At 67.9% G+C, this 23,106-nt stretch carries 19 protein-coding genes; 8 read left to right on the plus strand and 11 right to left on the minus strand.

Going from position 1 to position 23,106, the window contains the following annotated elements; all coding sequences use genetic code 11:
* Window positions 1-45: 45 nt before the first annotated feature.
* Both F1654_RS02220 and tpiA read right to left on the minus strand, forming a co-directional pair.
* The gene (locus F1654_RS02220) at window positions 46-1,050 is read right to left on the minus strand and encodes a response regulator (protein ID WP_150021866.1); all 1,005 of its coding nucleotides are present in this window, start codon (window positions 1,048-1,050) and stop codon (window positions 46-48) included.
* 73 nt (window positions 1,051-1,123) lie between these two features.
* On the minus strand, window positions 1,124-1,855 hold the full coding sequence (gene tpiA / locus F1654_RS02225) for a triose-phosphate isomerase (protein ID WP_150021867.1): 732 nt from the start codon (window positions 1,853-1,855) through the stop codon (window positions 1,124-1,126).
* Window positions 1,856-2,006: 151 nt separating this feature from the next.
* Here tpiA and F1654_RS02230 point away from each other — a divergent pair, with 151 nt between their 5' ends.
* The 8 genes from F1654_RS02230 (at window position 2,007) to F1654_RS02265 (ending at window position 12,818) form a co-directional block, all read left to right on the plus strand.
* Window positions 2,007-3,920 carry a peptidylprolyl isomerase gene (locus F1654_RS02230; RefSeq protein ID WP_150021868.1) on the plus strand — a complete coding sequence of 638 codons (1,914 nt, stop codon included), beginning with the start codon at window positions 2,007-2,009 and terminating at the stop codon, window positions 3,918-3,920.
* A 6-nt stretch (window positions 3,921-3,926) separates the two neighbouring features.
* Entirely contained in the window at window positions 3,927-5,435 is a 1,509-nt protein-coding gene (gene trpE, locus F1654_RS02235; protein WP_150021869.1) for an anthranilate synthase component I, read from the plus strand.
* A gap of 91 nt (window positions 5,436-5,526) precedes the next feature.
* On the plus strand, window positions 5,527-7,332 hold the full coding sequence (locus F1654_RS02240) for an SLC13 family permease (protein ID WP_150021870.1): 1,806 nt from the start codon (window positions 5,527-5,529) through the stop codon (window positions 7,330-7,332).
* Window positions 7,333-7,410: 78 nt separating this feature from the next.
* Window positions 7,411-8,175, plus strand: coding sequence for an arginyltransferase (locus F1654_RS02245; RefSeq protein WP_150021871.1), 765 nt, complete (start codon window positions 7,411-7,413; stop codon window positions 8,173-8,175).
* 50 nt (window positions 8,176-8,225) lie between these two features.
* Window positions 8,226-9,347 (plus strand): TRAP transporter substrate-binding protein, encoded by a 1,122-nt coding sequence (locus F1654_RS02250; RefSeq protein WP_150021872.1) that lies wholly within the window; start codon window positions 8,226-8,228, stop codon window positions 9,345-9,347.
* A 5-nt stretch (window positions 9,348-9,352) separates the two neighbouring features.
* On the plus strand, window positions 9,353-10,135 hold the full coding sequence (locus tag F1654_RS02255; protein ID WP_150021873.1) for a TRAP transporter small permease subunit: 783 nt from the start codon (window positions 9,353-9,355) through the stop codon (window positions 10,133-10,135).
* A 3-nt stretch (window positions 10,136-10,138) separates the two neighbouring features.
* Window positions 10,139-11,713 carry a TRAP transporter large permease gene (locus F1654_RS02260; protein WP_150021874.1) on the plus strand — a complete coding sequence of 525 codons (1,575 nt, stop codon included), beginning with the start codon at window positions 10,139-10,141 and terminating at the stop codon, window positions 11,711-11,713.
* A complete protein-coding gene (locus F1654_RS02265) occupies window positions 11,706-12,818 on the plus strand; it encodes an AI-2E family transporter (protein ID WP_150021875.1) in 1,113 nt (370 codons plus the stop codon). The genes F1654_RS02260 and F1654_RS02265 overlap by 8 nt, the downstream gene beginning before the upstream one ends.
* Here F1654_RS02265 and F1654_RS02270 read toward each other — a convergent pair.
* From F1654_RS02270 to F1654_RS02310, 9 genes are all read right to left on the minus strand, one after another.
* Window positions 12,797-13,762 carry a M48 family metallopeptidase gene (locus F1654_RS02270; protein WP_150021876.1) on the minus strand — a complete coding sequence of 322 codons (966 nt, stop codon included), beginning with the start codon at window positions 13,760-13,762 and terminating at the stop codon, window positions 12,797-12,799. The two genes, F1654_RS02265 and F1654_RS02270, sit on opposite strands and share 22 nt — an antisense overlap.
* Window positions 13,763-13,829: 67 nt before the next feature.
* Window positions 13,830-14,378 carry a LemA family protein gene (locus tag F1654_RS02275; RefSeq protein WP_150021877.1) on the minus strand — a complete coding sequence of 183 codons (549 nt, stop codon included), beginning with the start codon at window positions 14,376-14,378 and terminating at the stop codon, window positions 13,830-13,832.
* A 121-nt stretch (window positions 14,379-14,499) separates the two neighbouring features.
* Window positions 14,500-16,743, minus strand: coding sequence for a DNA topoisomerase IV subunit A (parC, locus tag F1654_RS02280; protein WP_150021878.1), 2,244 nt, complete (start codon window positions 16,741-16,743; stop codon window positions 14,500-14,502).
* A 76-nt stretch (window positions 16,744-16,819) separates the two neighbouring features.
* Entirely contained in the window at window positions 16,820-18,922 is a 2,103-nt protein-coding gene (locus F1654_RS02285; RefSeq protein ID WP_150021879.1) for a ComEC/Rec2 family competence protein, read from the minus strand.
* A 63-nt stretch (window positions 18,923-18,985) separates the two neighbouring features.
* Entirely contained in the window at window positions 18,986-20,176 is a 1,191-nt protein-coding gene (locus F1654_RS02290; protein WP_150021880.1) for an LL-diaminopimelate aminotransferase, read from the minus strand.
* Window positions 20,177-20,263: 87 nt separating this feature from the next.
* A complete protein-coding gene (locus tag F1654_RS02295) occupies window positions 20,264-20,575 on the minus strand; it encodes a HigA family addiction module antitoxin (protein ID WP_233205069.1) in 312 nt (103 codons plus the stop codon).
* The gene (locus F1654_RS02300; RefSeq protein WP_150021882.1) at window positions 20,559-20,846 is read right to left on the minus strand and encodes a type II toxin-antitoxin system RelE/ParE family toxin; all 288 of its coding nucleotides are present in this window, start codon (window positions 20,844-20,846) and stop codon (window positions 20,559-20,561) included. Before F1654_RS02300 ends, F1654_RS02295 begins: the two co-directional genes overlap by 17 nt.
* A gap of 39 nt (window positions 20,847-20,885) precedes the next feature.
* Window positions 20,886-21,653: a C40 family peptidase gene (locus F1654_RS02305; RefSeq protein WP_150021883.1), complete on the minus strand. Its 768-nt coding sequence runs from the start codon at window positions 21,651-21,653 to the stop codon at window positions 20,886-20,888.
* Between the two features lie 2 nt (window positions 21,654-21,655).
* Window positions 21,656-23,032: a leucyl aminopeptidase family protein gene (locus F1654_RS02310; RefSeq protein WP_150021884.1), complete on the minus strand. Its 1,377-nt coding sequence runs from the start codon at window positions 23,030-23,032 to the stop codon at window positions 21,656-21,658.
* Between the last annotated feature and the right edge of the window lie 74 nt (window positions 23,033-23,106).

Genomic DNA, 23,106 nt, shown 5'->3' on the forward strand with positions numbered 1-23,106 from the left:
GGGCGCGATCCCGTGTTCAATAGCCGCGCCGGAAGTCCGGCGCGCTCAACTTGCCGCGCGTTTTAGCTCAGCCTCCTCGACAACGCCACTATCGGGCTGCGCCTTGCGTGCAGCAGCGCTGGCCATGCGCTGCTGCAGCAGCCCCACGGCGTTCTCGATCTCGGCGCGCGAGCGCTCCATGCCGTCATCGCCCGCATAAGCCACATAGGCCGCCATCGCCAGCTCACGCGCCAGGGAGAGATTGGCCAGGGTGAACCCGCCCGGCTCGCGCAGCTCCGCCGACACCTCGCACAGGGCCTGGGCGACGCGCTTGGCTTCCGCTGAGCGGGTGCGGGACAGGCGGGCGCGCACCTCGCGCGCGCCGCGCTCGAAATCATTGACATCCATGACCGGCTCGCGCCCGGCGCGCAGTTCACCGCTGGCGGCCTCTGCGCCGATAATGACGCGCATGCACAGCCGGCGCAGGCGTTCGCCATCCACCGTCCGGCGCGCCTCATCAATCCAGGCCCGGGCGCGCATCAGCGCGTCCTCGTCATTTTCCACCACCGCCTGGAGCACGTTGGGCGCGACAATGGACGGCGCTGCGCCCGGCCCGCGCGCGGAATCGCGCCGGCGGTCCGGACCGATATAGTCGCTGGTCACAATGAAGGGCTTGCGCGCTTTGACCAGTGTGCGGATGCGCTCTTCTGCAAACGAGGTCGAGAAGGGACGGATGATCACATCGTCCGCGCCCGACCCGATCGCCTCGCGCACCAGGCCGGTATCGCGCCGCCAGGTGGTCAGGAGGATGGCCGAGAACGGGTTATTGGTCACCTCGCCCGCGCGGATGGCGCGCACCAGGCGGAACACTTCGGCTTCGTGATCGGCGGTTTCGATCACCAGAAGATTCGGCGCCTCGTCCTGCAGACGGCGCTTGAGTTCAGCCATGACGTTAAGGGACACGATGTCCCGGAATCCGATCTCATGGAGCGCATACCGCGTGGTGCGCAAGTTCACATGAACAGGATCGAATAGCGCCACGCTCGCGCGGCGATAGTCCAGCTCGGCCATCCGCCCCTCCAACGCCCGCTCTGCGGGTCTCATGGGATGGAAAGGACTGTAAAGGACAAGTCTGAAGAACGCCTTACCCGGCGGAGCGAATAATCGAGGCGAAGCTTTCGGGGTCGAGACTCGCCCCGCCCACCAGCGCGCCGTCAATCTGCGCGCGCGATAACAGCTCAGCCGCATTGGCGGGATTGACGGAGCCGCCATACAGTATGCGCAGCTCGTCGCCCGAACCGCTGCGCAAGGCCTGGCGGATGGCCTTATGCATGGCCTCGGCGTCATCGGGGGACGCCGTCATGCCCGTGCCAATGGCCCAGACCGGCTCATAGGCGATGATCACATGGCCCGCCGCCGCCTCGGGCAGGCTGGCCTGGAGCTGCTGCAACACAATGTTTTGCGCTTCGCCCGAACGGCGCTGGTCAAGGGTTTCGCCCACGCATACGACCGGGGTGAGCCCGGCCTTGAGCGCCGCTTCGGTCTTGGCCCTGACCACCGCATCACTTTCGCCATGCAGCATGCGGCGTTCGCTATGACCGGTGATGACATATCGCGCGCCCAGATCGGACAGCATCAGAGGCGAGATATCGCCGGTGCGCGCGCCCTCGGCGGCGTCCGCGCAGTCCTGCCCGCCGATCGCCACATAACCGGGCAGCCGCACGGACAGGGGCGCCAGCAGCGTGGCGGGCGGAAACACCAGCACTTCGCTGCTTGGCGGAGCGTCGAACAGTGCCGACAGCCGCTCCGCCCAGCCCAGATCGGCGCTGCGGCCATGCATTTTCCAGTTGCCGGCAATGATTTTGCGCCGCGCCATGCGTGGTCCTCCCACCTGATCCGGGGGGCGAGCGATAGCAGCGCTCATCGGCAGCTGCAATGCAGGACGCGCCGCGCGCGCGGCTTGCCGCCCCGGATGCGCCCAGCTAGGTTCGCCCTCCCTGAAACGGCTCGGGACCGGTTGCAAGAGCATGCTCACCCTTATCCGACAAATGGCCAAGAACCCGCTGATCGGCGGGATCATCATCGCCCTTCTGGTGGCGGCGTTTGCGCTGTGGGGCGTCACGGACGTCATCCGCGGCGGCGGCACCTCTGCGATCACGGTCGGTCCCGAACGGGTCAGCGCGCAGGATTTGCAGCGCACCTTCAACCGTCAGCTGCGCCAGCTGCAGATGGACAATCCCCGCCTGACCCGGGAGGAAGCCGATGCTGCCGGATTCGGCGACCAGGTGGTCCAGCAGATGACCTTGCAGGCCGCCCTGGCCGCCAAGGCGGGCGAGCTGGGCCTGTCCATCTCCGACCAGGCGGTTTTTGACGCCATCCGCGAGATCCCGGCCTTCCAGAACCCGTTCACGGGCCGGTTTGAGCGCTCCACCTTCATGGATGTGCTGCAACAGTCAGGCTATACCGGCTCCGGAATTGACCGCCAGTTCGAGCGCGACATGGCCCGCGGCCTGCGCCAGGGCCAGTTTGTCGATGCCATCATTGGCGCGGTGGACGCGCCTTTGCTGTTCGTCCAGACACGCCAGGCTTGGCGCAATGAGCGCCGCGCCCTGCGCGCCCTGCTGATCCCGCCGCGGCTGGCCGGAGACGTGGGCGATCCTGACGACGCCATGCTCGAAGAGTTCATTCGCTCCAATGCCGGCGTGTTCGAGCGCCCCGAGCAGCGCCGATTCTCCCTGATCCGGTTCACCCCCGAGCAATTCGAGCGCAATGTGGAGGTGAGCGAGGAGGATATCGAGGACCTGTACGCCTTCCGGCTGAGCCAGGGCGATATCTCCGAACCGGCCGAGCGCTCCTATGAGCAATGGGCCGCCCCCGATCAGACCAGCGCTGAAGCCGCAGCGCGCATGCTCCTGGAAGGCCAATCGGCGTCCAGCGTTCGCGAGGCTCACGGCCTGGCCGAGCGGGTCAATTTCACCGAGCTGCAGCAATCCCAAGTGCCCGACCGCGCCATTGCCGACGCCGTGTTCGACATGGGCGAAGGCGAGGTTCGCGCCGTGGACAGCCGGCTGGGCTGGCGCGTCGTGCGCGTCACGCAGGCCATCGACCCGGCGCCGCCTTCTCTTGAAGACATGCGCGATGAACTGCGCTCCGAACTGGCGCGCGATCTGGCCGAAGAGGCCATGTTCACGGCGATGAACGAGTTCGAGAGTGCGCGGCGCAGCGGGCTGGATCTGTCAGCGTCCGCCCAGGCGGCGCGCGTGCCGCTGGAACGCTTCGACTATATGACCTCCAACGCCTTCACCCTGGACGGCGCGCCTGCCGCCAGCCTGCTGGAGGAAGGCGGCGAAGCCATCCTGGAACTGGTGTTCTCCCTGACCCCTGGTCTCGACAGCGAGCTGGAGCTGTTCGGCGAGAGCAATTATGTGGTCGCGCGCGTGGACTCCATTGAAGAAGCCCGGCTGCCGACAGTGGATGAGGTGCGTGAGGACGCCGAGGCCTTCTGGCGCCTGCGCACTGTGGACGAACGCCTGCAAGTGATCGTCGACGAAGCGCTCGAGCGCATCCAGGCGGGCGACAGCCTGGAATCGGCCGCCGCCGTCATCGGCGACGGCGCCAGTGTGGAGATCGCCACCCTGGGCCGGGAGGAATCCGCCGGCCCGTTCAACCGCAATCTGGTCAGCCAGGCTTTCAACGCCTCGCCCGGAACACCCTTTGCGGCGCGTGCAGGCGATCAACGCACCCGGGCCGTCGTCATCGTGGATGAAATCATCGCGCCGCGTCCGGCCACGCCCGGCCAGGAGCAGATTCAGAGCATGCAGGAGGAGCTGGAGAATGATCTGGCGATCATCCTGCAGAACGCGCTTCTGGACAGCTATGAGGTGCATCAAGACCAGCGCCTGATCGACATCGCCCTCGGGCGCGTTGATCCCAATCTGTAAGCCGCTATGGCGAACCCCGAGTTTGCGCCGGATCTGGCCGCTGCGCGCGCCGAGCTGGAAGCCGGGCGCCCGGTGCTTCTCACCGCGCGCCGGGTGGATGACCTCGAAACCCCGGTCTCGGCCTATCTCAAACTGGCCGCCGCCCATGTGAACACCTTCCTGCTCGAAAGCGTGGAAGGCGGCGCCTATCGCGGGCGCTATTCGGCCATCGGCCTGGATCCCGATCTGATCTGGCGCTGCCAGGGCGAGCGCTCTGAAATCGCGCGCGCGCCCGCCCCTGGCGTGGCGCCGGGCCGGTTCGAGCCCTGCCCCGAGCCCCCGCTGGCCTCGCTCAAGCGCCTGATCGCAGACAGCCGCATGGACCTGCCCTCGGGCGTGGCGCCGCTGGCAGCGGGCCTGTTCGGCTATCTGGGCTATGACATGATCCGTCTGGCCGAGCGCCTGCCCGATAACGCCCTGCCGGACCCGCTGGGCACGCCGGAAGGCTATCTGGTGCGCCCGCGCGTGATGGTGATTTTCGACGCCTTGCGTCAGGAAATCCTGGCCGCCGCCCCGGTCTGGCCGGCGCAGGACGGTGATCCGGCCCTGCTTGTGGATGCGGCGCGCCGGCGCATTGAAGCGGTCTTCAACCGGCTCGATTCCCCCGCCCCCCTGCCCTCCGGCGCCGCGCGCGCGCCCCTGCCCGAACCCCAGGCCAATATGAGCGAGGCCGAATTCAAGGCGAAGGTGGAGCGCGCCAAGGACTATATCCGGGCCGGAGACGTGTTCCAGGTGGTGGCCAGCCAGCGCTTCTCCACCCCCTTCACCGCACCGCCTTTCTCGCTGTACCGCTCGCTCAGGCGCACCAATCCGTCACCCTTCCTGTTCTTCTTCAACCTGCCCGGCTTCGCCATCGCCGGGTCGAGCCCGGAAATCCTGGTGCGCCTGCGCGGCGGCACGGTCACCGTGCGCCCCATCGCCGGCACGCGCCCGCGCGGCGCCACGCCGGACGCGGATGCGGCTTTCGAGGCCGATCTCAAGGCCGATCCCAAGGAGCGCTCGGAGCATCTCATGCTGCTCGATCTGGGGCGCAATGATGTGGGCCGGGTGGCAAAGCCGGGCAGCGTGCGCGTCACCGAGCGCGAAAATATCGAGCGCTACAGCCATGTCATGCACCTGGTCTCCAATGTGGAGGGCGAGCTGGCCGAGGGCGAGGATGCGGTCTCGGCCCTGATGGCGGGCTTTCCCGCCGGCACGGTGTCGGGCGCGCCCAAGGTGCGCGCCATGGAGATCATTGACGAGCTCGAGCCGCACCGGCGCGGCGTGTATGCCGGCGCAGTGGGCTATTTCGGCGCCCAGGGCGATATGGATGTGTGCATCGCGCTGCGCACCGCCGTGATCCGCGACGGGCGCATGCATGTGCAGGCCGGCGCCGGCGTGGTGCTGGATTCCGATCCCGAATCCGAGCGCCAGGAGACGGTCAACAAGGCCCGCGCCCTGTTCCGCGCCGCCGCCGAGGCCTGGCGTTTCGTGTGATGGCGCTGCAGGGCAAGAAAAGCGCTCGCGCCGGGACGCGGGTCTCGTTTAGCCTCTCAGGCTGACGCAACCTGATCGCCCAGGGACAACCATGCCGGACTGGTTCACCATCGAGACGCTTCAGATCGTGTTCGTGCTGGCGCTGGTCGGCGCGGTGTTCTTCGGCTTTGCGCGCGAGATTCTGCCGCCTGACGTGATCGCGCTGCTGGCCATGGGCCTGCTCCTGATCACCGGCATCCTCACCGCCGGCGAGACGCTGTCGGTGTTCTCCAACTCCGCGCCGATCACTGTGGCGGCCCTGTTCGTACTGTCCGCCGCGCTGGAGCGAACCGGGGTCATAGACGCGGCCGCCAAGCTGGTTTCGCGCCTGTCCAGGGGCTCGCACCCGGCCATGGCGCTGATCGCCCTGATGGCCGGCGTGATCGTGATGAGCGCCTTCATCAACAACACGCCCATCGTGGTGGTGGTGATCCCCATCGCCATAGGCCTCGCGCGCTCGCTGGGCGTGGCGCCGTCGCGCTTTCTCATTCCGGTGTCCTTCGCCGCCATTTTCGGCGGCACCACCACCCTGATCGGCACCTCCACCAATCTCCTGGTGGACGGCGTCGCCCAGACCGGCGGCATGGCCGCGTTCGGCATGTTCGAGATCACCATGGCCGGCCTGATCATGGCGGGCGTGGGCTGCGTCTATCTGGCGGTGGCGGGGCCTCTGCTTCTGCCCGACCGCGACACGCTGGCCGGCCTTTTGCCTGATCCCAAGGAGCGGCGCTTCCTGGCCCATCTCGCCGTGCCGGTGGATTCCGACATGGTAGGCAAGACCTTGCGCGAGGCCGGACTGACCACGCCCAAGGGCTTTTCCGTTGTGGACGTGATCCGCAAGCGCCACTCCCTGCGCCACGCCCTGTCGGACGTGGTGATCGAAGGCGGCGACCGCATCGTGGTCAAATCACGCATGTCGGAAATGCTGTCCTTGCGCGAACAGGGCGATGTGGCGCTGGGCGTCACCGGCGGCACACACGCCTTCGAGCCGATCGAGGCCAGCGAGACCGTCATGCGCGAGGGCGTGATCGGCCCCAATTCGGGCCTGATCGGGCGCCCGCTGGGCCGGCTGGGCCTGGCGCGGCTCTATGGCGTCTATGTGCTGGCCGTGCACCGGCGCGGGGAGAATGTCTCGCGCAAGGGCGAGGCCCTGCGTCTGGAAGTGGGCGACACGCTGCTGGTGGAAGGCGCGCCGGGCGATCTGCGCACCATGTTTGATGACGGCCTGCTCAACAATCTCGCCGAGCCCCAGGACCGGCCCTGGCGGCGCGAGAAGGCGCCCATCGCCATCGCCGCCATTATCGGCGTGATGGTGCTGGCCTCGTTCGAGGTGCTGCCCATCGTGGCGCTGGCCCTGATCGCGGCGGGCGTGGTGATCGCGGCGGGCTGCCTTGATCCCAAGGACGCCTATGATTCCATCCAGTGGAATATCCTGATCCTGATTTTCGGCATGCTGGCGGTAGGCCTGGCGCTGGAAAAGACGGGCGCAGCGGCGCTGATCATCGGCTTCCTGGCCCAGCACGCCGCAAACCTGGGCCCCATCGCCGTGCTGGCGCTGATCTATTTGGTCACATCGGCATTGACCGAAACCATCTCCAACAACGCCGCCGCCATCCTGCTGACCCCCATCGCCATGGGGCTGGGGGTGGAGCTGGGCGTGGATCCACGCGGATTTGTGGTCGCCGTGATGTTCGCCGCCAGCGCCAGCTTCGCCACGCCCATTGGCTATCAGACCAATACGCTGGTCTATAATGCGGGCGGATACAAATTCATGGACTTCGTGCGAATCGGATTGCCGCTTAACGTGCTTCTGGCGATTGTGGCCGTGATAGTGATTCCGATCTTCTGGCCGCTGTAGGCAAAGAGCGATGCACCCCGTTTCCGCGCCGCGCCGCGCGCGCTAGGATGGGCAGACAAGGACCTTGCAGGAACGACCGTGACCCGGCCATTCACCACACGCCAGCTGCCCTTCTTCCTGACGGCGCCCTCGCCCTGCCCGTACCTGCCCGGGCGTCAGGAGCGCAAGGTGTTCACGCGCGTGGACGTGCTGGACGGACCGGGCCTCAACGACACCCTGACCCATGCCGGTTTCCGGCGTTCCCAGTCCATTCTCTACCGCCCGGCCTGCGAGCGTTGCGCAGCGTGCAAGTCAGCGCGCATTCCCGCCGAGGCTTTCGAACCCAGCCGCAATCAGCGCCGCATCCTCAAGCGCAATAGCGATCTGTTGCGCCTGCCGCGCCAGCCCGAGGCCACGCCCGAACAATACGCCTTGCTGAGCCGCTATCTGGAAGCCCGTCACAGCGATGGCGACATGGCGGGCATGGATTTCTTCGACTTCTCCACCATGGTGGAGGAAGGCGCAGCACGCACCGAGCTGGTGGAATACCGCGACAGCGCCGGGGTGCTGGTGGCCTGCGCCCTCACCGACCGCCTGCAGGACGGCTATTCGCTGGTCTATTCCTTCTTCGAGCCGGGACGCGAGCGCGACAGCCTGGGCGCCTTCATCATTCTCGATCATGTGGCGCGCGCGAGAGAGGCGCGCCTGCCTTACGTGTATCTGGGATACTGGGTGCAGGGCAGCCGCAAGATGGATTACAAGGCGCGCTATCATCCGCTTGAGGTGCTTGAACCGTCCGGCTGGCGCATGCTGGCCGAAAGCGACCGGCTCGCCGCGCCCGAACCCATGAGCCGCGCCGGCTGATCACCGCGCGGCCCGCAAACAAAGATCACACACCTCGGGGGAGGACACATATGGACCGCCGTACATTCCTGTCGGGCGCCGCGATCGTCGCCGCGGGCGCCGCCAGCGCTTGCTCCCAGGATAATGGGACCCAGAACGGACCGGCCGCGCCCGCCGTGGCGCGCCGGCGCACCCGGCGCCTGCGCATGGTGACCACCTGGCCGGCGGGCTTTCCGGGCCTGGGCACGGCGGCCGAGCGCACCGCGGACTATATCCGCGAGATGTCGAGCGGCGAGCTGGACATCCGCGTCCATGGCGCAGGCGAGATTGTCGGCGCTTTCGAGGTGTTTGACGCGGTCTCGGGCGGCGTCGCGGACATGTATCACGCCGCCGAGTATTACTGGCAGGGCCGTTCGCCGGCCTATAATTTCTTCTGCTCGGTCCCCATGGGGCTGACCGCCACCGAGATCATGGGCTGGGTGGAATATGGCGGCGGCCAGCAATTGTGGGACGAGCTGGCCGGCCAGTTCAATCTGATCGCCTTCCAGGCGGGCAATACCGGCCACCAGATGGGCGGCTGGTTCAAGCGCGAAATCAATTCCATCTCCGATTTCCGCGGCCTTCGCATGCGCATTCCGGGCATTGCGGGCAATGTGATCCGCGAGCTGGGCGGCGCCGCCGTGGCGCTGTCGGGCGGCGAGATCTACCAGGCCCTCCAGTCCGGCGCCATCGACGCCACCGAATGGGTCGGCCCATGGAACGACATGGCCTTCGGTTTCTACCGCGAGGCGCCCTTCTATTACGGGCCGGGCTTCCATGAGCCCGGCGCGGCGCTGGCGGTGGGCATCAACCGGGGCGTCTGGGACTCCCTGTCATCGGATCACAAGGCCATCGTGCGCACCGCCTGCCGCGCGGCCAATAATCAGAGCGTGGCCGAATTCACCTATCAGAACGGCATCGCGCTTGAGACCCTGCGCACCCGCCACGGCGTGCAGCTGCGCGATTTCTCCGACGAGATCTGGCGCGAGATCGGGCGCGTGTCCGAACAGGTGGTGGCCGACAGCGCGCGCAATGACGAACTCACCCGGCGGGTCTATGACAGCTATATCGAGGCCCGCCGCGTGATGCGCGCCTGGGGCTCGGTCTCCGAAGCGCCCTATCTCCAACGCCGCGACATGATCCTGGGGGGCTGACCCTCATGCGCGCAGGCGACGCGCTGCTGCTCATCCTGCTCGCCCTGGTGCTCACCGGGCTGGCGGTGGATGCCCTGACCGGCGGCGCTATTGGCGCCTGGCTGCAGGCCCATCTGTCCGGGCTTGGCCGTCAGGCGGGCGCGGCGCTGGGCTGGATCGGCCTTATCCTCTCGCCCCTGCTGGCGGTCCCGCTGCTGGCTGCAGTCTGGGGCCGGTTCGCCGGCCTGCCCGGAGCGCTGGCCGAAGGCTTGCGCCGGTCTGCGCTCGCGATAGACGCGGTCAGCACCGCCATCGCCGACATGACCCGCTGGGCCGCGCTGGCGCTGGTGGTGGTGACCGCTGTGATCGTGATCCAGCGCTATGTGTTCGGCCTGTCCTTCACGCGCCTGCAGGAGAGCGTCATCTATCTCCATTCAGCGCTGTTCCTGCTGTCCAGCGCAGCCGCGCTCCTGAACGGGTCGCATGTGCGCGTGGACATTTTCTATTCGCGTCTCAGCATGCGTGCGCGGGCCTGGACCAATCTGGCCGGGACTTATCTCGCCCTGATGCCCATGTGCATTCTGATCCTGATCACCTCCAGCGGATATGTGGGCGCGGCCTGGCGGATATTGGAGCGCTCGCGCGAGGGCGACGGCCTGCCGCTGGTCTTCCTGCTCAAAACCCTGATCCCGGTCTTCGCCGTGATGATGATCCTTCAAGGCGCGTCCATGGCCGCGCGCGCCGCGCTGACGCTGGCCGGGCGCACCGCGCCGCCCTCGCCGGGCGAATACGCCGGACAGGAGCTCTAGCCCATGAACTGGCTGATCGATCTCCTGCCGTTTTTGATGTTCGCCGCCGCCTTCGCCGCGCTGCTGCGGGGTTATCCGGTGGCCTTCACCCTGGCGGGCGTGGCGCTGGCCTTCGCCCTGATCGGGCTGGCGCTGGACCTGTTTGATCCGCTGCACATGCGCGCCTTCCCCCAGCGCATCTACGGCAACATCATGGAGATGGACAAGGCGATCCTGGTCGCCGTGCCGCTGTTCGTCTTCATGGGCGTGATGCTGGAGAAATCACGCATCGCCGAGGAATTGCTCGAAGCCATGGGCGCGCTGTTCGGCGCGCTGCGCGGCGGGCTGGGCATCTCGGTGGTGATCGTGGGCGCGCTGCTGGCCGCCTCCACCGGGATTGTGGGCGCCACGGTGGTGACCATGGGGCTTCTGTCCCTGCCCACCATGCTCAAGCGCGGCTATGATCCGGCCCTGGCGTCCGGAACCATCGCGGCCTCGGGCACGCTGGGTCAGATCATCCCGCCCTCCATCGTGCTGGTGCTGCTGGGCGACCAGCTCTCTTCGGCCTATGCCGACGCCCAGCGGCGCCAGGGGATATTCTCGCCGGACATCATCTCGGTGGGCGATCTGTTCGCCGGGGCGCTGATCCCCGGCCTGATGCTGGTGGGCGCCTATATCCTCTATCAGGTGTTCGTCGCCGTGACCCGGCCCCACCACGCCCCGGCCGCGCCGCCCAGCGAGGCAAAAGCCGACTGGGGCAAGATCCTCTCCGCCCTGTTGCCGCCGCTGGTGCTGATCACGTCTGTGCTCGGCTCGATCCTGGGCGGGCTGGCCACCCCCACCGAAGCCGCTGGCGTGGGCGCGGTGGGCGCAACCTTGCTGGCCGGGTTCCGCAATGCCGGGACCAATGTCAATCCGCTTATGGGGCGCCTGGCCGTGGGCGCAGGCGCGCTGGCGCTCACCGCGCTCATCGCCTCGGTGCTGGTGATCAATCTGCGCTCGGGCGCGCCGGGGCCGGCCCTGACCCTGGCCTATATCCTCGCAGCTCTCGCCGCGGCGGGCGGCGCGGCGGCGCTGTGGCGCCTGCATAAATCGGGCGTTCTGGATGCGGTGATGCGCGCCACGGCGCAAATCTCGGCCATGGTGTTCGTGATCCTGATCGGGGCGAGCCTGTTTGCCATGGTGTTCCGCGAGCTGGGCGGCGACGAGACCGTGCGCGCGGCCCTGGAAGCGGTGCCCGGCGGGGTCTACGGCGCGCTGGCCGTGGTCATGATCATCATGTTCCTTCTGGGCTTTTTCCTCGATTTCATCGAGATCACCTTCGTGGTGGTGCCCATCGTGGCGCCCATCCTTTTGTTCATGGGCGTGGACCCGATCTGGCTGGGCGTTCTGATGGCGCTCAACCTGCAGACCAGCTTCCTGACGCCGCCGTTCGGCTTCGCCCTGTTCTATCTGCGCGGCGTCGCCCCGCCCCAGGTGACCACCGGCGCGCTGTATCGCGGAGCGCTGCCGTTTGTGGGCCTGCAACTGGCGGCCATTATCGCCGTGATCGCCCTGCCCTGGCTGGCGACCGGACTGCCGAGGATGCTCTATGGCTAGCGACGCGCGCCGCCTCCAGCTGCAACGGATCTTCATCGCCGCCCTGGCGCTGGCGCTCAGTGCGGTCTTCGTGTGGATGATCCGCGATTTTCTCGGCGCCTTGTTCCTGGCCGCCATACTGGCCATGTTCCTGATGCCGGTGCAGCGCTGGCTGTCTGTGCGCATGGCCCGCAAGGGCCAGCCGCGCACGAAAATCGCCGCCTCGCTGCTGCTGATCCTGTCGGTCTTCCTGATCCTGCTGCCGCTGATGGCGGTGCTGGCCGTGGTCGCCCAGCAGGCGGTCGAGGTGGGCCAGACCGCCCTGCCCTGGCTGCAGGAGCAGATCCGCAATTTCCGCGAGGAAGGCCTGGCCGGCCTGCCCGACTGGGTGCCGTTCAAGGACGCCATGGCGCCCTATCAGACCGAACTGGCCAGCCGTCTCAGCCAGCTGGCCTCGGGCCTGGGCGGGGCGCTGATCAACGGGCTCACCCGCGCCACGGGCGGCGCGCTGGGCTTTGCGCTGGGCGCCATCGTCTTCCTGTTCGCCCTGTTCTACCTGCTCACGGCGGGCGAAACTTCCCTGCGCGAGGCGCTCAAACTCCTGCCCATGCGCGCCAGCGACCGGCAATTGCTGGCCGAGCGCACCCTGTCGACCATCCGCGCCACGGTGAAAGGCACCTTCGTCATCGCCCTCATCCAGGGCACGCTCACCGGCGGGGCGCTGGCCATAGCCGGCGTGCCCGGCGCGGTGTTCTGGGGCGCGGTGGCCGGGCTGATCTCCATCATTCCCGCCATCGGCACGCCGCTGGTCTGGGGACCGGCGGCGGTCTGGCTGTTCATGTCCGGCTCGCCCATCGCCGCTGGCGCGGTGGCGCTGTTCGGCGCGGTGGTGATCATGAATGTGGACAATGTGCTGCGCCCCACCCTGGTGGGCAAGGACGCCAAGATGAGCGATCTGATGGTGCTCCTGTCCACGCTGGGCGGTCTGACCCTGTTCGGCTTTATCGGCCTGGTGATCGGCCCGGTGATCGCGGCCCTGTTCACCTCGGTCTGGTTCATCTACGCGCGCACCTATGAGGACCTTTTGCGCGAGGACGAACCGCCTCAGGCCGATCCGCCCGCATAGGCCTGCAGCGCTGCGATGCGCCTGGGGATGGGCGGGTGCGTGGTGAACAGACCCGCAAACGAGGCGGTGTCATTGTCCAGGAACATCTGGCGCACTTCCTCGGGCGCATCATCAATCGCCGAACGCCCTGAAATCTTGCGCAGGGCCGAGATCATGGCGTCGGGATTGCGCGTCAGTTCCACCGCCCCGGCGTCGGCCATGAATTCGCGTTTGCGCGACATGGCGAAGCGGATCACCAGCGCCAGCACGTAGGCCAGAGCCACGATCGCCAGCGCCACCAGGATCAGCGCGCCGGCATTGCCGCCCCCGCCCCGGCGCGCGCCGCCCGCGCGCATCAGCGAGCCGCGCAGCATGCCGCGCGCGAAGATCTGGCCCAGAAACGAGATGATCCCCACAAAGATCACCGAGATCACCAGAAGCCGCACATCGCGGTTGCGGATGTGCGTGAGCTCGTGGGCCAGCACCGCCTCCAGCTCTTCATCATTGAGGCTGTCCATCAGCCCGCGCGTCACCGTCACCGCCGCCTGCCTGTCCGACAGCCCGCTGGCATAGGCGTTGAGCGCCTGCGTCTCGATAATGCGCAAGGACGGCATGGTGATGCCGCGCGAGATGCACAGGTTTTCCAGCAAGTTATAGAGCCGCGGCTCGGCCGTGCGGGTGACCTCGCGCGCGCCGGTGGCCGCGTCGATCATCTTCTGATAGCCCAGCCACGCGATGACGAACCAGATCGCCGCCGCGCCGATGGCCCACGGGATCGCCGCCACGGTCCAGTCCCACGCCAGCAGGAACTCGGCCGATGAGGGCGCATCCACCGAATAGGCGATGATCAGGAGCGCCCCTGCATAGGTCAGCGCCAGCAGCAACACCGGAAACCCCGCCATCAGGGCGATGGATTTCAGGTTATTGTTCCAGATATGCGTGCGCAGACCCGCCGCAGCGATCATGGACGGCCTCTTGAACACTCAGGCGGCGCACCCTTTCAAGGGCCGCGCCGCCCGGAACGGGTCTTGGTCAGAACGAGACGCTCGGCACGGCGCGTTCGCCGCCGGCGATCTCGAAGAACTCCTTGGCGGTGAAGCCGAACATGCCCGCCAGCACGACCGCCGGGAATTGCTCGATCGCGGTGTTGTATTCGGCCACGGCGTTGTTGAAGAAGCGGCGCGCGGCGGCGATCTTGTTCTCGATATCGGCCAGCTCGTTCTGGAGCTTGAGGAAGTTCTGGTTCGCCTTCAGGTCCGGATAGGCTTCCGACAGGGCGAAGAGCTGGCGCAGCGCGCCGGTCAGGATGTTCTCGGCCTGGGCCAGATCCTTGACCGAGCCGGCGTCCACCGCCTGCTGGCGCGCCTTGACCACATTCTCCAGCGTCTCGCGCTCATGAGCGGCATAGCCCTTCACGGTCTCCACCAGATTGGGCACCAGATCGTGGCGCTGCTTGAGCTGGACATCGATATCGCCCCAGGCCTGGCGCGTGGTCTGACGCAGCGCCACCAGCCGGTTGTAGATGAGGATGACGACCAGGCCGACCACAACGATGATCGCCAGAAAGACCATGAATTCCATGCCGCACTCCTTATGCCTGGCGCGGATGCGCGCCTGTCCTGAACCAGTGTGTAACGCGCGCGCGCCCCAGCGCCAACTGACAAGACAGACAGGGTCAATGGCCGGTCAAGCCGATCGCGGCCTACCGCCCGTCAAAGCGCTTGGACGCAAAACCCTTGGGCGCCAGCTTGCCCGCCTGGGCGCGCTTGCCTTCAAAGAGCTTCCAGTCCTCAACCAGATGGCGCCGGCCCGCCGGATCGATGCGGATCAGGCCTTCGGCGCTGTCAAACACCGTGATGTCGGCCAGCCCCGACTGCTTGGAGCCGCCCATCAGGCGCACGCCCTTGCCGCGCACCATCTCGGGCATGTCGCCGAGCGGGAAGACCAGCAGCTTCTTGTTCTCGCCCAGCACCGCCACCCGGTCGCCCGTGACCGGCACGGCGGCCACCGCGCGCGCGCCCTCGCCCAATGTGAGCACCTGGCGCCCGGCCCGTTTGGAGGCGGGCAGCTCGCTTTCGGCCACGATGAAGGCGTGGCCCGAGCTTGACGCCAGCAGGAGCTTGCGCTGCGGATCGTGGCGGATCAGCGCCACCGGCGCAGCGTCGTCGGCCGCATCCACCATCAGACGCACCGGCTCGCCAAAGCCCCGCCCTCCGGGCAGTTTGGAAGCGTCCAGCGTGAACCAGCGCCCGTCCGTGGTGAACAGCAGGAGCTTGTCGGTGGTCTCGGCCTTGACCGCGAACAGCGTCTCGTCCCCGTCCTTGTGCTTGAGGGCGGAGAGATCGTCCACATGGCCCTTGAGAGCGCGGATCCAGCCCATGCGCGAGAGCACCACCGTCACAGGCTCGCGCGCGATCAGGGCCTCTTCCACGGCGTCGGCCAGATCGGCGGACGGCGCGTCGGCGAATTGGGTGCGGCGCTTGCCCAGCGCCGTGTCCGGCCCGAAGCGCTTTTTGACCTCGGCGATCTCGGCGTCCACGGCGCGCCATTGCACGGCCTCGTCGGCGATCAGGTCCTGCAGCGAGTCGCGCTCGTTTCTAAGCTCGCTCTCCTCGGTGCGCAGGGCCATCTCCTCCAGCTTGCGCAGCGAGCGCAGGCGCATATTGAGGATGGCTTCAGCCTGACGCTCGCTGAGGCCGAAAGCGGCCATCAGGGAAGGCTTGGGCTCGTCTTCCTCACGGATGATGCGGATCACCTCGTCGAGATTGAGGAAGGCGATGAGATAGCCCGCCAGCACCTCCAGCCGGTCTTCCACTTTCTCCAGCCGGGCGCGGGCGCGGCGCACCACCACCACGCGCCGGTGATCGAGCCAGATCTGCAGCGCCTCTCTCAGCCCCACCACGCGCGGCGCGCCGGTGGGGTCGAGCACGTTCATGTTCAGCGCAAAGCGCACTTCCAGATCGGTGACCCGGAACAGCGATTCCATCAGCAGCGCAGGATCGACGCTGCGGCTTTTGGGCTCGAACACCACGCGGATATCCTCCGCGCTCTCGTCCATCACATCGGCCAGCAGGGGCAGCTTCTTCTGCTCCATCAGCGCCGCGATGCGCTCGATCAGGCGCGATTTCTGGACCAGATAGGGAATTTCCGTGACCACCACGCGCCACTGGCCGCGGGTCAGCTCCTCCACCACCCAGCGCGCGCGCAGGCGGAAGCCCCCGCGCCCGGTCTCATAGGCCTCCAGCATGGAGGCGGCAGGCTCAACGCACACCCCGCCAGTGGGGAAGTCCGGACCCTTGACGTAGTTGAGCAGCGTCTCGGTGCGCGCGGCCGGCGTCTTGATCAGGTGGCGGGCCGCATCACACAGCTCGGCGGCGTTATGGGGCGGGATATTGGTGGCCATGCCCACCGCAATCCCCGCCGAGCCGTTGGCCAGCAGGTTCGGAAAGGCCGCAGGCAGCACCAGCGGCTCCTCGTCCTCGCCGTCATAGGTGGCCCGGAAATCCACCGTGCCCGCGTCATAATCCTGCAGGATCAGGCGCGCGGCCTCGGTCAGGCGCGCTTCGGTATAGCGCATGGCCGCCGCGCCATCGCCGTCCACATTGCCGAAATTGCCCTGGCCCTCCACCAGCGGATAGCGGCTGGCGAAATCCTGGGCCAGGCGCACCATGGCCTCATACACCGCCTGGTCGCCATGGGGGTGGAAACGGCCGATGACATCGCCCACCACCCGCGCGCATTTCTTGAACGCCGAGTCCGGGTCCAGCTTCAAAAGCCGCATGGCGTAGAGCAGGCGCCGGTGGACGGGTTTCAGCCCGTCGCGCGCATCAGGCAGCGCGCGCTGTGTGATGGTGGACAGCGCATAGGCGAGATAGCGCGAGGACAGCGCGTCCTCAAAGCTCTCCTCGAAAATCCGCCCGCCCTCGCCGGGAAACTGCTCGCCCATATGATCCTCGCGATTCGGTCAGGGGTGAGTATAAGCCAGCGCGGGGGATGGGATGGGGTGCGGGGTGCAGCGTTGTTCACACCTCCCACGGCCGCCCCCGCCGGGCATCATTAGCCGCGCGCAGGCGGATCAGGCGGCCGTCGCGGATCCACAGCTCGGCGCCGCCGAGCTCGGCGCGGGCGGGATCGTCCAGGAGGATGGCGGCGCAGCGGCGCTTGCGCCAGGCGCTGGCGCGGCCCTCAAAGAGGATGATGTCGGCGCGCGCGCAATCTTCCGCCAGCGCTTCGGGCGAGCCCGTCACCGCGATCAGCACGCCTTCTGACGTGCGCCCCGCACAGCCCAGCGCATCACAGGCAAGGCCCGCCCGCTCGGCCCGCGCCCCGCCCTCCCCGGCGCGCTGGAGGAAGACGGTGGCGGCGAAGCGCGCGCGGCGGGTGTTGGTGGCCTGATAGCCCGCCCCGTCCTCGAACCGCGCCAGCGCCACCCCGCCATCGGTGATCATCATGTCCGGCGGGCTCTGGGCGCTCCACAGCGCCAGCGCCATAAGCGTCACCGCCCCGCCCATCAGCCGCGCAGCGCCCAGGCCCAACGTCAGCAGCGCGAAGCCGAAAGCGTAGAGCGCCACTGCGCGGCCATCGGCGGCCGTGACCATCACGCCCGCGCCATCGAGGCCCGCCGTCCAGTGGGCGATGGCCAGCACCACGCGCAGGCCCTGATCCATGGCGTAGAGGAATACCCCTTCCAGCCCGAAGGGCGCGGCGGCCAGCGCCATCACGCCCGCAGGCATGACCCAGAAGGTGAAGACCGGCATGGCGGTGAGATTGGCGATCATGCCGTAGGCGGCCATGCGCTGGAAATGAAACGCGGCGAAGGCGCCCGTGGCCGCGCCTGCGACCAGGGAGGTCACGGTGAGCCCGGCGAAGGATCCCCAGGCCCGCCCGATCAGGCCGGGGCGGCCTTCAGGCGCGGGCCGCACGCGCATCCAGGCCTCATAGACCGCGATCAGGGCGGCCACGGCGGCGAAGCTCATCTGGAACCCGGCATGGATTACGCTCTCGGGCGAAATCAGCAGCACGGCCAGCGCCGCCAGCGCCAGCGAGCGCAGCGAGAAGGCGCGCCGGTCGATGAGCACGCCGATCAGCACCACGCAGGCCATGATCCAGGCCCGCTGGGTCGAGACGGCCGCCCCGGAGAGGATGAGATAGGCGGTGGCCGCCAGGATCGCGATCAGGGCGGCGGGCTTGCGCGGATCATGGGCGCGGGCATAGGGCTCGATACTGGCCAGGAGCAGCCGCACCGCAAAGAACACCCCGCCGGCAAACAGCGCCATGTGCAGGCCGGAAATCGCCAGGATATGGCCCAGGCCCGACAGGCGCAGCGCCTCGGCGTCGGCCTCCTCCACCCCGGCGCGTTCACCCGTCAGCAGCGCGGCGGCCACCGCGCCGGTGCGCTCTCCGGCGGCCTCGCCCACACGCTGGGAGAGCCGCCATCGAAGACCCGCCAGCCAGCGGGAGAAGCCGCCCGTCTCCACATCGGCGGGCGCCAGCGCGGTCACGGCATAGCCGGTGAGCGCCACCTGGTCATACCAGGCCGCGCGTCCGCCATCATATCCGCCCGGCGCGGCCGGGCCCGGCGGGCGGTTGAGGACGGCGCGCACGCGCACGCCGTCACCGGGCGCAAAATCCCCCAGCCCGGCGCGCACGCGGATGCGTCTGGGCGGGGTATCGGCCCCCTCCAGCCAGCTCACCCGGATCAGCAGGCGCGGGCGCGAGCCGCCGCGCTCCACCCGCTCGATCCAGCCTTCCGCGCTGACCGCCCGGCCCGTCACCTCCAGCGGCGGAGGGGCCGTGCGCTCGGTGCGCAGCTGGGCGTGGGCCAGCCCGATCAGGGCCATGGCGCCAAGGATCAGCACATAGAGCGCGATGGCGCGGCTGCGCAGCATCACCCCGCCCGCCAGAAGGACCAGCCCGGCTGCGAGAAGCGCGCGCGGAACCCAGCCCGGCGGCTCGCCGGGCAGGGCGAAATAGAGCGCCGCCCCCGCCGCCAGCGCGCACGGCAGCCACAGGATCAGGCGTGAGGGATCGGGCGCGCTGAGGCCCGGCCCGGCGCCCAGCACGGCCATGACGCGCTGCGCCCAGGGTCCCGGCGTGCGCCTGGAAGGGTCAAAGACAGCCTCCACGCGCGCCACTCTTGCCCCTCAGGCGGGCGCCCGCAAGCGATGATTCGCCTTACGGGAGAGCGATCAGGCTTTGGAAAAAAAGCCCTTCATGGCCCGGGCGGCCTGGCGGATGCGCTGTTCGTTCTCCACCAGCGCCAGGCGCACATGGGCATCACCGCGCTCGCCAAAGCCCAGCCCCGGCGCTACGGCCACATCGGTCTGTTCCAGCAGCAGCTTGGCGAAATCCACCGAACCCATATGGGCAAACCGCTCCGGGATCGGCGCCCAGGCGAACATGGTGGCCGGCGGGCTGGGGATGTCGAAGCCGATGCGCGCAAAGCTCTCCACCATCACATCGCGGCGCTTGCGGTAAGTCTCGCGCGCCGCCTCGACCGTGTCCTGCGGACCGTCGAGGGCGGCCACCGCAGCGATCTGGACCGGGGTGAAGGCGCCGTAATCGAGATAGGATTTCACCCGCTTGAGCGCATCGACCAGCCGGGCCGAACCGGTGGCGAAGCCGATGCGCCAGCCGGGCATGGAATAGGTCTTGGACATGGAGGTGAACTCCACGGCCAGATCGCGCGCGCCCTTCACCTCCAGGATGGAGGGCGGCGGCCCGCCGTCAAACCAGATATCGGCATAGGCCAGATCGGAGATGATCACGAGATTATTGGCGCGCGCCACCTTCACCGCCTCCTCGTAGAAATCGAGGCCGACAATGCGCGCGGTCGGGTTCGACGGGAAGTTCAGCACCATGGCGGACGGCGCGGGGATGGAGCGTTTGCACGCCAGCGTCACGTCGCGCAGGAATTGCTCGGGATCGTCAAACTTCACCGCCCGCACCGCCGCGCCCGCGATGATGAAGCCGAACATGTGGATGGGATAGGACGGATCAGGGGTCACTATCACATCGCCCGGCGCGGTGATCGCCTGGGCGAGATTGGCCAGCCCCTCCTTGGAGCCCAGCGTCACGCACACTTCGGTGTCGGGATTGAGCGCCACGTTGAAACGGCGCTCGTAATAGCGCGCCAGCGCCCGGCGCAGGGACGGCACGCCCTGGCTCGCCGAATAACGGTGGGCGCGCGGATCGGCGGCGACCTCCTTGAGCTTGTCCACGATATGCGGCGCGGGCGGCAGATCGGGATTGCCCATGCCGAAATCGATCACGTCGCGCCCGGCCTTGCGGCTGGCGGCCTTCATCCGGTTGACCTCGGCGAAGACATAAGGCGGCAGGCGCCGCTCGCGGTAATAGAGATCGCTGGGGGACGAGGTCATGACGGGTTCTTCTGGCCGGGCGAAATGAAGCGCCCAGCTTTCCGCCGCAATGGCCCCCGCGTCAACGCCAACGGGCTGCTGGAGGCGTCAGGCGGCGTTGAGCGGGCGGACGTGGCGCGCGATCTCTCCGCCCACGGACGCCTCGGCGGCGGCCAGATCATGGGCGCCCTGCAAATTCACCCAGAATTGTGCGCTGGTGCCGAAATAGCGCGCCAGCCGCAGCGCCGTCTCCGCCGTCACCGCGCGCCGTCCCGCTGCGATCGCGGACACGGCTGACAGGGGCAGGCCCGCCTCGCGCGAGAGCCGGTTGCGCGAAACGCCCAGCGGCTTCATGAACTCCTCGCGCAAGACCTCGCCAGGATGCGTGCGCAGCCGGACGGGTTCAGTGATAGTCGACAAGGTCCACCTCCTCGGCATGGCCGTCGCGCCAGGCGAATATGATCCGCCATTGCGCGTTCACACGAATTGAATAGCGTCCCGCCAGATCGCCTTTCAGGGCTTCCAGACGATTGCCCGGAGGCGCCCGCAGGTCATCCAGGCGGTCTGCGGCTTCAATCATATCAAGCTTGCGGGCCGCCACCGCGGCTGACGCCGCCCATCCTGCGCGCGCTGGAACCCGGCCCGAGCGGAAAAAGACTTCCAGAGACTTGTTCCGCCACGACTTGATCATAACGCGTGGAGTATAACGCGAAAAGGAATACCTTGCACGCTATATTTTGCGAAACACCCCGCTCACCGGGGCGTGGTGGTGGGCGATGCGCAGGACGGCGCGGGCGACGGGCTCGGCGACTGTGGCCATGTGAAAGGCGTTGGCGTGGATCAGCGTGTCCGGCGCGGTGAGAATGCCCACATGGCCGGGCCAGAACATCAGATCGCCGCGCTGCAGCCCCGAGAGGTCCTCGCCGGGCGCGACCGCCTGCCAGTGCTCGCGCGCCCAGGCTTCCTGCTGGCCGCTATCGCGCGGGATGAGGATGCCGCAGCGCTCCAGCGCAATCTGCACCAGGCCGGAACAATCCAACCCCAGGCTCTCCTTGCCGCCCCATTGATAGGGCGAGCCGACAAAGCGTTCGGCCACGCCCGCATGATCGTCCTCATGGGCGCCCAGAGCGGCGAGATGACCTTCAAAAACCCAGCCAAGCCGCTGGGCCTCCACAAATTTCCCGCTTCGCCGCCCGGCGGAAATCTTGGCGTTCATGGACAACAGGAAGCGCGGCGCGGATTTGAGATGGGCGTCTGAGAACACATAGGTGCGCAGCGCAGAGATCGTGTGGGTGGCGATCAGGACCGGGGCCGACAGCGCCTCCATGGCCACCCAGCCGCGATAGCCGTCATGGCGTGACACGCCCTCGCCCCAGCCGTCCTCTTCGCGCTCGACCTCGAACACCTCGCCGGCCAGCAACTGGCTGATCTGCTCGGCGTCATCAGCCGGCGCCTTGCGGATCGGGGCGACCCCGGCGGTGACCTGGAACGCGCTCATGATCAGACCTTGTAACGCTGTTTCAGATAGCCCCAGAGCGCTCGCCCACCCAAGAGCTCGCCCCCTGCGGGACGCCCCGGACGCGCGGACGGGTTCCAGGCGAAGATGTCGAAATGGGCCCAGGCGCGCGCCTCGCGCGCAAACCGGCGCAGGAACAGGGCCGCCGTCACCGAGCCGGCGAGCTTGCCGCCGGTGTTGGAGAGATCGGCCATGGGACTGTCGAGCTGGACGTCATAGCCATCCCACAAGGGCATGGGCCAGACCGGATCATCCGCCGCCTCGCCCGCGGCGATCACGCCGTCGCGGACAGACCGGTCATCGGTGTAGAGCGGGGCGAGTTCGGGGCCCAGCGCAATGCGCGCCGCGCCGGTGAGCGTGGCCATGTCCACCACCAGATCGGGATCGTCCTCGATGGCGCGGGTCAGCGCGTCGGCCAGCACCAAGCGTCCTTCGGCGTCGGTATTGCCGATCTCCACCGTCAGCCCTTTTCGCGAAGGCAGGATGTCGCCGGGGCGGAAGGCGTTGCCGGAAATGGCGTTCTCCACCGCCGGGATCAGCACGTGCAGGCGTACAGGCAGGCGCGCATCCATGATCATGGACGCCACGCCCAGCACGCTCGCCGCGCCGCCCATGTCCTTTTTCATCAGGAGCATGCCGTCGCCCGGCTTGATATTGAGTCCGCCGGAATCAAAGCACACGCCCTTGCCCACCAGCGCCAGGCGCGGATGGCTGGCTTCGCCCCAGTGCAGCTCAATCAGGCGCGGCGCATCCGCCGAGGCGCGGCCCACGGCATGGATAAGCGGATAGTTTTCTTTCAGGAGCGCATCGCCCTTGATGACGGTCACTTTCGCCTTGAACCGGGCGGCCAGGCCCCGCACGGCGGCTTCGAGATGGCTGGGCAGCATGTCGCCGGCGGGCGTATTGACCAGATCGCGGGTGAGCATGGCGCCGGACGCCACGCGCGCCGCTTCGGCGATATCCGCGCCGTCAGGCGGAACCAGACGCGCCGGGGCGCGGCGGGCCTGCTTGTAGCGGGTGAACTGATAGCCCCCCAGCGCAAACGCAGTGGCGAACACGGTCGGATCCCAGCCTTCGGGCAGGCCCTCAAAGCGCCAGGCGCCTTCCGGCAGCGCCATGGCGGCGCCTGCGGCCTCAAACGGGCTGCGCCCGCTCCCCCCGCCCGCCAGCGCGTCCACGCCCGCATCTTGGGGCAGAATCACCACCTGGCCCGGCGCGCCCTCAAACCCGCTATCGCGCACATGCTGGCGCACAGCTTCAGGCAGCGCGTCCAGGGCAGAGCCGAGGCCCTCCTGGAGCACGATCCGCGCGGTGCGCGCGGCTTCGGACGGGGCGGCGAAAAGATCGGGGGCGTCGGTCATCAGGGGCGTTCCAGTTCAGGCGGGCTTAAGCACTCTGGCCGGTTGCGGCGCGGCGCGGGCGATATGTTAACGCC

Source organism: Alkalicaulis satelles (assembly GCF_008630495.1).
GTDB classification, from domain to species: domain Bacteria; phylum Pseudomonadota; class Alphaproteobacteria; order Caulobacterales; family Maricaulaceae; genus Oceanicaulis; species Oceanicaulis satelles.